The sequence below is a fragment of the Actinoplanes sp. NPDC024001 genome (genome assembly GCF_040638955.1).
Taxonomy (GTDB): Bacteria; Actinomycetota; Actinomycetes; order Mycobacteriales; family Micromonosporaceae; genus Actinoplanes.
Genome location: NZ_JBEZZB010000263.1, coordinates 1 through 9469, shown reverse-complemented (window position 1 = coordinate 9469; position 9469 = coordinate 1). Strand labels below are relative to the sequence as shown.

The 9469-nt window shown below is 72.4% G+C and carries 8 protein-coding genes; 4 read left to right on the top strand and 4 right to left on the bottom strand.

The features are described from left to right. From AB0F81_RS48590 to AB0F81_RS48580, 3 genes are all read right to left on the bottom strand, one after another. Positions 1 to 889, bottom strand: an 889-nt coding sequence (locus tag AB0F81_RS48590; RefSeq protein WP_360210793.1) for a hypothetical protein, incomplete at its 3' end; no start/stop codon positions are given. Between the two features lie 76 nt (positions 890 to 965). After that, a complete protein-coding gene (locus tag AB0F81_RS48585; RefSeq protein ID WP_360210791.1) occupies positions 966 to 2558 on the bottom strand; it encodes an FGGY-family carbohydrate kinase in 1593 nt (530 codons plus the stop codon). After that, positions 2559 to 4775 (bottom strand): aminotransferase class III-fold pyridoxal phosphate-dependent enzyme, encoded by a 2217-nt coding sequence (locus tag AB0F81_RS48580; RefSeq protein WP_360210789.1) that lies wholly within the window; start codon positions 4773 to 4775, stop codon positions 2559 to 2561. Between the two features lie 26 nt (positions 4776 to 4801). Between AB0F81_RS48580 and AB0F81_RS48575 the strand changes: the two genes are divergently transcribed. The 3 genes from AB0F81_RS48575 to AB0F81_RS48565 are packed head-to-tail and all read left to right on the top strand — an operon-like array spanning position 4802 to position 7532. Then, positions 4802 to 6049 (top strand): helix-turn-helix domain-containing protein, encoded by a 1248-nt coding sequence (locus AB0F81_RS48575; protein ID WP_360210787.1) that lies wholly within the window; start codon positions 4802 to 4804, stop codon positions 6047 to 6049. A gap of 40 nt (positions 6050 to 6089) precedes the next feature. Next, positions 6090 to 7190 (top strand): FAD-dependent monooxygenase, encoded by a 1101-nt coding sequence (locus AB0F81_RS48570; RefSeq protein WP_360210785.1) that lies wholly within the window; start codon positions 6090 to 6092, stop codon positions 7188 to 7190. A gap of 9 nt (positions 7191 to 7199) precedes the next feature. After that, positions 7200 to 7532 (top strand): hypothetical protein, encoded by a 333-nt coding sequence (locus AB0F81_RS48565; RefSeq protein ID WP_360210783.1) that lies wholly within the window; start codon positions 7200 to 7202, stop codon positions 7530 to 7532. Between the two features lie 17 nt (positions 7533 to 7549). Here AB0F81_RS48565 and AB0F81_RS48560 read toward each other — a convergent pair whose 3' ends face one another. Next, on the bottom strand, positions 7550 to 8005 hold the full coding sequence (locus AB0F81_RS48560) for a nuclear transport factor 2 family protein (RefSeq protein ID WP_360210781.1): 456 nt from the start codon (positions 8003 to 8005) through the stop codon (positions 7550 to 7552). An 83-nt stretch (positions 8006 to 8088) separates the two neighbouring features. Here AB0F81_RS48560 and AB0F81_RS48555 point away from each other — a divergent pair, with 83 nt between their 5' ends. Next, entirely contained in the window at positions 8089 to 9384 is a 1296-nt protein-coding gene (locus tag AB0F81_RS48555; protein WP_360210779.1) for an SWIM zinc finger family protein, read from the top strand. The last annotated feature ends 85 nt before the right edge of the window (positions 9385 to 9469 follow it).

Here is a 9469-nt window from a genome sequence, read left to right as displayed (position 1 = left end):
GCCAGGCCAGGGTGGCCTGGCGCAGTTCGAGCGCGGCGTGCAGGCGGGGCAGCGGCAGCCCGGCGGCCCAGCTCGCCGCGGCGGTGTAGCAGGCGGCGGCGCGCTGCGGGTCGCGGTGGCCCAGGGCGGCGCTGGGGCCGGGTTGCGGCGCCAGGTCGAACCCGAGGCTTTCCGGATGCGAGCCGGGGGTGGCCGACCAGTCGCCCTCCACCAGATAGGTCACCCCGACCAGGCCGGGCAGGTTGAGCAGGGTGGCCGCGGTGCGGGCCTGGCCGAGCCGGTGCCGGGCCTCGCCGTCGAGCCCGATCCGGTGCATCAGGTCGGCGCCGGCGATGTCGCACCAGTGCCCGAGCGCCACCGCGCCGAGCCGGTTCGCCAGGCCGGCCAGGGTCTCCAGGGCCTGGATGCCCTGCACCGCCATCTGCCCGGCGGCGGCCTCGTTGCCGGAGCGCAGCATGGTCTCGGTGACGGCGCGGATGGTGGCGAGGCTGGGCGGGCCGTCGGCCACCAGGTGCTCGATCAGCTCGGTCTCCGGGATGCCGGGCGCGGGCGTGACGAAGGCGCCGGCCGGGTCCATGGTGGTCTCCGCGCCTATCCCGCCGGGGTACCAGTTCCCGTCGAGCTGCAGCGCCCACGCGCGCAGCGCGGACAGGTGCCGGTCCGGGGCGCCGGTGATCCGTTCCAGCTCGTCGAGCAGCCGCAGGGCGTGCTTGGCCTCGCCGGCCGAGAGGGCGCCGTAACAGGCGTCGGTGAGGTGCAGCACGCGGTGCCGGGGATCGTCGGCGGCGGCCCGCAGCGCGGCGGCCCGGGCCGGGCCGGGGCGGCCGTGCAGATCCTCGGTGTTCAGAGAACCGAGGGTCGTCCATCCGGGACGCAGGGGAGTGGCCACGACGACCTCCCCAGGTGCCGGAGGGCCGTTGCCAACGTAACGGACGGCCGTGCCCGGACGATAGCCCTCGGTAGTGTCAGCCGGTCGCCCGGTTGAGCCGGCGGTACACCGGGGCGAGCCGCTTGTGCAGGTCCTGGTAGATCCCGTAGACCTCGTCGTAGACGGCCCGGTCGGGTCCCGGGGTGAAGACGTGGTCGTTGCGGGACAGCGCCGGGATGTCGGCGAAGGTGATCATCCCGGCGCCGACCGCGCCGATCCAGCCGGCGCCGCGGGCGTTCACCGTGACCGGGTTGGCGTCGCGGCGGATCTCGACGCCGAGCACGTCGGCGAAGATCTGGCACCACGACTCGGAGCGCGCCGCCCCACCGGTGATCACCATCGAGGTGACCGGGCTGCCGAGGAATCTGTCGACCGCCTTGGCCAGCCAGCGGGTGTTCAGCGCGACACCCTCGAAGACGGCGCGCAGCAGATCGGAACGGGTCGTCTCCAGGGAGATGTTCAGGAAGGCGGCACGCAGGTGCGGGTCGTCGACCGGGGCGCGCTCGCCGTACAGCCAAGGGGTGTAGAGAACGCCGTTCGCGCCTGCCGGGACCATCGGAATGATCTTGTCGAAAGCATCGAAGATGCTGCCCTCGTCCCGGCTGACGTGGCCGGCGCTGACGATGGGATCGTCGTATTCGACGATCTTGTCGCGCAGCCAGGTCAGGTTCGCGCCGGCGGTGGCCTGCAGGGCGGTCATCAGATAGCGGTCCGGGACCGCGCAGGGGATCGACGCGATGCCGGTCAGCACGTCGGTCTTCTTCTTCGGTACGTGCGCCGCGATCCACGACGAGGTGCCCAGGTAGAGGTGGGGTTCGTTGTCGCGGACCGTGCCCGCGCCGACGGCCGCCGCGGTGTTGTCGATCGCCCCCGCGACCACCTGGACCGACGCGGGCAGGCCGAGCTTCTCGGCGGCGCTCGGCGCGAGCGTGCCGATCACCTCGGTGCACGCCACGATCGGCGGGAACTTGTCCCGGTCGATCCCGCTGGCGGCGACCAGCTGCGGGGCGTAGCGGATGACCTTGGCGTCGCGGTTGTCGGTCACCCACGAGGTGAGGATCGAGTCGACGGTGGCGACCGTGCGGCCGGTCAGCTTCAGGTTGATCCAGTCCAGGACGTTCAGGAACGTCGCGGTCCGCGCGTACACCCCGGGCATGGTGTCGCGCACCAGCAGCATGTGCGCGGCGGGATCCTTTCCGGTCACCGACGGCATGCCGCCGGTGAGACGCAGCCAGCGCGCGACCTTCCGGATCGAGAATCCGCCGTACGCGGGGAAGCCGCCGAACTGCCGCCGCAGGTGTGCCGCCCCGCGCATGTCCAGCCAGCTGATGCAGCGGGTGAGCGGCTCACCGTTCGCATCCACCGCGATGGTGCCCTCGCCCTGTGTCGACGAGCAGATCGTGGTCACCGCGCGCAGGTGCTCCGGGTGGTCCCGGCCCAGGTCGGCGACGACCTCGGCGAGCGCGTCCCACCAGGCGACCGGGTCCTGTTCCGCGCCGCCGCCGGGCAGCACGTGCAGCGGGACCGGGCGCTCGGCCCACCCGGTCACCGTCCCGTCGGCGGCCACCAGGGCCGCCTTCATCCCCGAGGTGCCGAGGTCGATCGCGAGCACCTGCGGCGGCGCACTCACCTAGACCCCCTCGACCTGGGCGAAGACCTGGTCGAACCGGGCGAGCGCGTCGTCGATGACCTCGTCGGTGTCGGCCATCGAGGTGTACATCCGGGACCCGGCGAGGGTGATGATGCCGTGTGCCGCGTACGCCGCGCCCATCTGCTCCATCAGCTTCTTGCGACCCTTGTTCTCCTTGAGCAGCTTGATCGGGCTGCGCATGTCGAGCAGCATCACGCCGCTGCACTCCAGGTGGACGATCGAGCCCTGGTTGTAGGCGACGTACGGCAGGCCGTACTTGTCGATCAGCCTCTGCAGGCCGCGGGTGAGCCGGTCGCCGGCCCTGCCCGCGATGACCGGCGCGTTGGTGCGCGCCATCTCCTGGATCGCGAAGTAACCGGCCGCGCAGGACAGCGGGTTCGCCGACAGGGTGCCGCCGACCTGGATGTGCGCGCCGCTCTTGCCGTCCAGGCCGGAGCCGAAGACGCTCATCACCTCGGCCTTGCCGCCGACCCCGCCGGCCATCGGGTAACCGCCCGAGACGGCCTTGCCGAAAACGGTCAGGTCGGGGGTGACGCCGAAGTAGCCGGCGGCGCCGCCGAGCCCGGTCCGGAACCCGGTCACCACCTCGTCGAAGATCAGCATGGCGCCGAACTCGTCGCACAGCTTGCGGACGCCGGCGTTGAAGTCCTTCGGCACCGGGCGGGTGCCCGACTCGGGGCCGAGCGGTTCGACGACGACCGCGGCGGTGCCGCCGCGTACCCGGTTCTCGATGAGCTTGCGCCGCAGCGTGCCGAGGTCGTGCGGGAAGGACTCCCGGGTCCGGCCGGTGGCGCCGAACGGGATCCCCTTGGCGTTCATCCGGAAACTGCCGGGCACGCGCAGGCCGTACACCATGGTGTCGGACCAGCCGTGATAGGCGCCGCCGACCTTGATCACCATCTTCTTGCCGGTGTGGGCGCGCGCCGCGCGCACCGCCGCCATCACCGCCTCGGTGCCGGAACCGAGCGACCGGTACATCTCGATGTGCGGCATGTACCGGTGGATGATCTCGGCGAGCTTCAGCTCGTACTCGTGGAACAGGCCGGTGACCGGCCCGCTCTCCTTGATCACCGCGGCCACCTGCTCGTTCACCGGGCCGTAGTTGCTGCCCAGGATGGTCGGGCCGCCGGCCTGCAGGAAGTCGATGTAGACGTTGCCGTCGCGGTCGGTGAGGTAGGCGCCCTCGGCCTTGTCGACGGCGAGGGGGAACGGGTAGTTGAACGCCAGGTTGTGCTGGACGCCGCCGGGGATGCGCTTCTTGGCCCGCTCGGTGATCTCCTTGGAGGCCCGGCACTTGGTCTCGAAGTAGTTCAGGACGTCGAGCAGGGCGTCGTGGCGAAGGCCCCGCACCGGCTGGTCGACCAGGGCCTTGAGGCGGCGCATGGTGTCGTCGACGTCGAGATATTCGGAGATCGAGTAGCCCAGGTCGTCGGTCTTCTCCGCGACCTCGGGAACGTCAGCGACGCTGGGCAGCTCCTCGTCGTCGGGCACCCGGACCGGCTCGACCGCCTCGGTGATCTGCGCGGCGATCCGCTTCTCGTCCTTGCGCAGCTTGCCGAAGGCGATCTCCCGGATCGTCGCCGGGATCGTGTAGACCTTGCCGGCCTCGCTGGTCAGCGCCATCAGATAGGCGATCGACACCTTCTCCAGCAGCGCCATGTTGAACACCGCCCGGTCCGGGTCGGTGCCGAGCGCCACCACGCCGTGATTGGCGATGATGAACGCGTTGTCGCCGCTCGCCACCTTCTTCTGCACGTTCTTCGCGAGGAACGACGTGCCGGACGGGGCGTAGTCGATGATCGCCACCTCTTTGCCGAGGAAGCGGACCTGCTCGTCGGTGAGCGCCGGGATCGGCTTGCGCAGGAAGGCGAGCGCCGACGCGTACGGCTGGTGGGTATGCACGATCGCGTTCACATCGGGCCGTGACCGGTAGATGTTCGCGTGCATCCCGCACTCGATCGACGGGACCAGGCCACCGGCGCCGTCCGGGTCGGGCACGTGTTTGCCCGAGAAGTCGACGATGCAGACGTCCTCGGGCCGCATCCGGTCGTAGTCGTAGTTGCTCGGCGTGACCGCGTAGAGCTGGTGGCCCGGGATCCGGACCGAGACGTTGCCCTCGGTCGCCTTGAGGTAACCGCGCTCGAGCATGGTGCGGCACATGTCGACGACGTGCCGGCGGGACATCAGATGCTTCACCGACTCATCGTCATCCGGTTCGGGAGATGAAGCACCGTTTTCCGGCCAGCAAGATGCGGCCGTACCTTTATCACGGGGTGACAAAATCGGCGGTGATGGACGTGACGCCCTGGCAGCGACTGCCACCCGACCTCGCCGCCGCGATGCGGCCCCGGCTGCCCGGTGCGATCCAGGCGATCGTCGCCGGGACCGCGCCCACGTTCGGCACCGCGGGGGCCAAGTTCGAGCGGGACGTGCACACCGCCGTACAGGTGGCTCTGGAACGTTTCGCCGATCTCGCCGGAACCGGCGAGCCGGCGCTGCCACCGCGCATCCGTGAGGTTTTCGTGGCGCTCGGCGCAGCCGAAGCGCGCGAGAACCGCGGGCCGGAAGTGCTGCTCGGCGCGTTGCGCACGGCCGCCCGGATGCTGCTGCGCACCGCCTCCCAGTCACTCGCCGAGGTGCGGCCGGTCACCGTCGACGAGCTCATCGACCTGGCTGAGGCCACCAGCGCCTACGTCGACGAACTGACCGCGGCCTGCACCGACGGCCTGGCCCGCCAGCTGCGCGAACAGGCCGGCGAGGGCGACCGGCGCCGGCGCCGCGTCGCCGACCTGCTGCTGCGCGGCGGCGCGCCGCCGGAAGTGCTGCGCGAGGCGGCGACCGGCATCGGCTGGCCGATTCCGGACACCGTGGTGCCCGTGCTGCTGCCGTCCGACCAGGCCCGCGACGCCCGGTTCCGGTTCGGCGCCGACGGCGTGGTCGCCGAGCGCGGCCACGACGCCGTCCTGCTGCTGCGTGCCGGGCCGCGCGCCGACCGTGCCGCGCTCGCCGAAGCGCTGCACGGCCGGGACGCGGTCGTCGGCCCCGCACTCGGCTGGGCCGAGGTGCCCGAAGCGGTCCGGCTCGCCGAAGGCACCCGCGAACTCGCCGGCGCCGGAGCCGAACCGGTCTTCACCGACGACCACTTCGCCGCCCTCGCGCTGCGCGGCGAGCCCGGTGCCCTCGCCGTCCTCTCCGCGCGCCGGCTCGCCCCGCTGGCCGGGCTTCGCCCCGGCCAGCGCGAACAACTGCTGGTCACCCTGGAGAGCTGGTTGCGCCATTGGGGATCGCGTACGGCGGTGGCCGCCGAGTTGTACGTGCACCCGCAAACCGTCAGCTACCGCCTCAACCGCCTCCGTGACCTGCTCGGCGACGACCTGGACGACCCGGGCGCGCGGTTCGAGCTGCTGCTCGTCCTCGCCTATCAGCCCTCGATCCGACAGCTTTCGCCGACCGCCTCGGGAGAGGCTTGAACCTTCGTGGGCACGGCACGTCGATACGGAGGTGGGACGGATGACGGAAGAGACAGTGCTCGTGGTGGGCGGCGGGATCGCCGGGCTGGCGCTCGCCCGGGCCCTGCACCGGCGCGCCGTGCCGGTCGACGTGGTCGAACGTGGTGCCGGCGGCGCCGGAGGGCTGGCGATCAACCTGCCCGGCAACGCGGTGCGTGCTTTCGAGGAACTCGGGCTCGGTGACGAGCTGGCCCGGATCGGCCGGCCGACCCGGCGGCGCGAGTACCGGTCGGCGGGCGGGAAACTGCTGTTCGCGGTGGACGAGGACGAGTTCTGGGGCCCGCGGGCGCGGCCGCGGTGCGTGCGCCGCTCCGACCTGCTCAACCTGCTCGCCGACGGGTCCGGGAAGGTGCGCCAGGCCGCTGTCTCGTCGGCCGACGGGCAGGAGGTGACCTTCACCGACGGCGCCCGGGAACGGTACGGCTTCGTGGTCGGCGCGGACGGCGTGCACTCCGTGGTGCGCGGTGGGCTGCCCGGCGCCGCCTCGGTCCGGGAATCGCTGCTCAGCGCGGCCAGCTGGCGGTTCATGGCGCCCAACCCGGGCGTCGACTGCTGGACGGTCTGGTCGGGCGCGGGCGGGGCGTTCCTGCTCATCCCGGTCGACGACACCGAGGTGTACGCGTACGCGTCCGCCACCCGGGGCGGGCCGGTCGGGGCTGACCCGTCCTGGCTGCACAGCACCTTCGGCGACTACCCGGCGCCGGTCCGGGCCGTGCTGGACAGTGTGGCCGGGCGCCCGGAATCGCTGTTCCACTCGCCGATCGAGGAGGTGCGGCTGCCCAGCTGGAGTGCCGGGCGTCGCGTGCTGATCGGGGACGCCGCACACGCCACCGCGCCGGTGTGGGCGCAGGGTGCCGCGCTGGCGGTCGAGGACGCGCTGGTGCTGGCCGACCTGCTCGCCGACGTGCCCGCCGACGACTGGGAGAGCGTCGGGAGCCGGTACGAGCAGCGGCGGCGGGAGCGGGTGACGCACGTACAGGCGGCGACCGATCGGTTCTCCCGCGCCGCCGCCCTGCCGATCTGGTTGCGCGACCGGATCCTGCCGTTCCTCGGGCCGCGCATCTACCGGGAGGCCTACGGGCTGCTGCGCTCGCCGTGGTAAGCGTTGACGATGGGCGATATACACATCGACACGAAGCTGCGCGCGGACCTGGCGGTGCGGGAGATGCTGGCCGCCACGTTCCAGCTCGTCGCCGACGTGCCGACGACCGTCACCACCGGGTGCGGGCAGCGGGTGCCGCTGGCGATGACCTCGGGTGACCCCGGCGTCGTCACCTGCCCGCCGTGCCGGGAGTTCGCCCAGCGTGAGCATCTGCGCCTGGCGGATCTGGTGCAGGATCTCGGGTTGATGCCGGGCAGCGTCATCGCCGTCGGCACCGCGACCAGCGCGGCGGCCAAGCATCGGGAGATCGCCGCCAGGTTCGGCGGGCCGGTCGGTGGCTGATCGCTCCTCAGCGTGTCTCAGTCGTCGGCGCCCAGGTCGCCGCGGGCCAGGGCGGCGGCCACGTTGGTGCTGACGCGGTGCATCAACGGGTCGGCGTGCCGGTGGGCCAGGCGCCACTCGGCCTCCTCCCGGCGGAAGACCAGGGTGACCCGCAGCGACCAGTCCTGGTCGGGCATGCCGCCGACGAGGCCGTGCTGCCGCTCGATCACCACGAGCACCGCCAGATCCCCCGAGACGTACGACTCCACCAGCTCGACGTCCGCCTCGCCGCCACCGAACCAGCGGGCTGTCGCCGTCAGGGACTCCGCCGAGTCGTCGAACCCGTGCACCGGCTCACCGCCGAACGGGGCCAGCAGGGTGTAGTCGCCGGTGTGCTTGATCAACGCGGTGTACCGGTACATGTCTCCGCGGATGAAGGCGGAGGCGGCGTCCGCGACAAGCCCGACGAGATCTCTCACGTCTTGTTCGGCCATGCCGCCATTGTCACGCCCGGGTCGCCTCGGCGGCCTTTGTCGATCGCCGGAAAGTGTCGGAGGGGGCCGGTACGGTCCTGGGCATGCTCGCGGAGATGCAGACCGTCACCTATCGCCGACCGTCCGTGCTGGCGTCCGACCTGCTGGCGCTGGAGACGGCCGGGGCGCATCCGCGGTTCTTCACGGGCTTCCTGACAGCGGCCCGGCCGGCGGCGATGTGCCTGACCGTGCTGGCCGACATCGCCGCCGCCGACTTCCGGCAGGACGGGCTGGGTCAGCGCGGCCTGCGCGACCCGGTCGTCACCTGCGGTGGTGACGGGCTGCGGTTCGAGGCGCTGTCCGGCTGTTGCGGGGTCTATGCGCGGCTCGACGTGCTGCCGGCCGCGCTCGACGGTGAGGTGCACGCCCGCGGCACGACGAACGTCGACATCAACCCGGGGCTCTACACGGCGCTGACCAGGGTGGGCGGCGGCGACCCGCTGCGGCTCGCGGTGGGCCCCGACGAGCTGGCCGTCACCACGCTCGGCGACCACGTGGTGGAGAAGAAGGTGCCGCTGCCCCAGCGGTGGCTGCGCGGGCTGGCCGAGGCCGGGTTCATCGCGGCCGGGTTCGACCAGCGGGCCGGGATGAGCGGGCAGCAGGCCGCCGGTCTGCTGCACCGGCTCCCCGCCCACGGCGGGCGGGAGGTGCGGTGGCTGGTTCCGGCCGGGCGCTCGGTGCGGGCCACCGGCGCCGCGTCGGCCGGCGCGGTGTGCCTGCCCGGCGCGCACCGGCTGGCGGTGCTGCGGCCGTTGCTGCCGCTGGTGCGTGCGGTCCGGTTGTTCGGGCCGGGCGTGACGGCGGGCAGCGGCCCGGTCGCGAGCGGGTGGGAGCTGACGCTCGACGGGGTCCGTTTCTCGCTGCTGCTCTCGCCGGCGGTCGAGCGGGGCCTGTCCGGCGAGGGCGCCCTGCTGTCCGCCCTGGAGGAGGCCGATCTGCTGGCCGGCCGTCTCGGGTGGGACGGCACGGTCGACCCGGGCGCGCTGGCGGGCGAGGCCGGGCTCAGCGCGGAGGAGGTTCGGGGTGCGCTCTCCGCGCTGGCGGTCTCCGGCAAGGTGGGTTACGACTGGGCCGAGGCGGCCTATTTCCACCGGGAGCTGCCCTACCGGCCGGAGCTGATCGCCGACCTCAACCCCCGGCTGGTCGCGGCCCGGGCGCTGGTGGCGGGCGGGCAGGTGCGGCCCGGAGCCGGCGGCACGGCGGTCGGTGACCACCTGGTGCACGAGGTCGCCGGCGGTGGGCAGGGCTGCACCTGCCGGTGGTGGATCGAGCATCAGGGCAGACGCGGGCCGTGCAAACACGTCCTGGCCGCGACGCTCGCCGCGAAGGTGCCGGCATGACACTCCCTGTGTCAACCTCAGGCAGCGAGCAGATCGTTTTGTCCAGGTTGAATGAGGCGTACGGCGTTGCCGTGCCGGGCGGGAT

Coding starts and splice junctions, on each gene's coding strand:
- AB0F81_RS48575 (WP_360210787.1), top strand. CDS start 4,802: ATGAAGCACCGTTTTCCGGCCAGCAAGATGCGGCCGTACCTTTATCAC.
- AB0F81_RS48570 (WP_360210785.1), top strand. CDS start 6,090: ATGACGGAAGAGACAGTGCTCGTGGTGGGCGGCGGGATCGCCGGGCTG.
- AB0F81_RS48565 (WP_360210783.1), top strand. CDS start 7,200: ATGGGCGATATACACATCGACACGAAGCTGCGCGCGGACCTGGCGGTG.
- AB0F81_RS48560 (WP_360210781.1), bottom strand. CDS start 8,005: ATGGCCGAACAAGACGTGAGAGATCTCGTCGGGCTTGTCGCGGACGCC.
- AB0F81_RS48555 (WP_360210779.1), top strand. CDS start 8,089: ATGCTCGCGGAGATGCAGACCGTCACCTATCGCCGACCGTCCGTGCTG.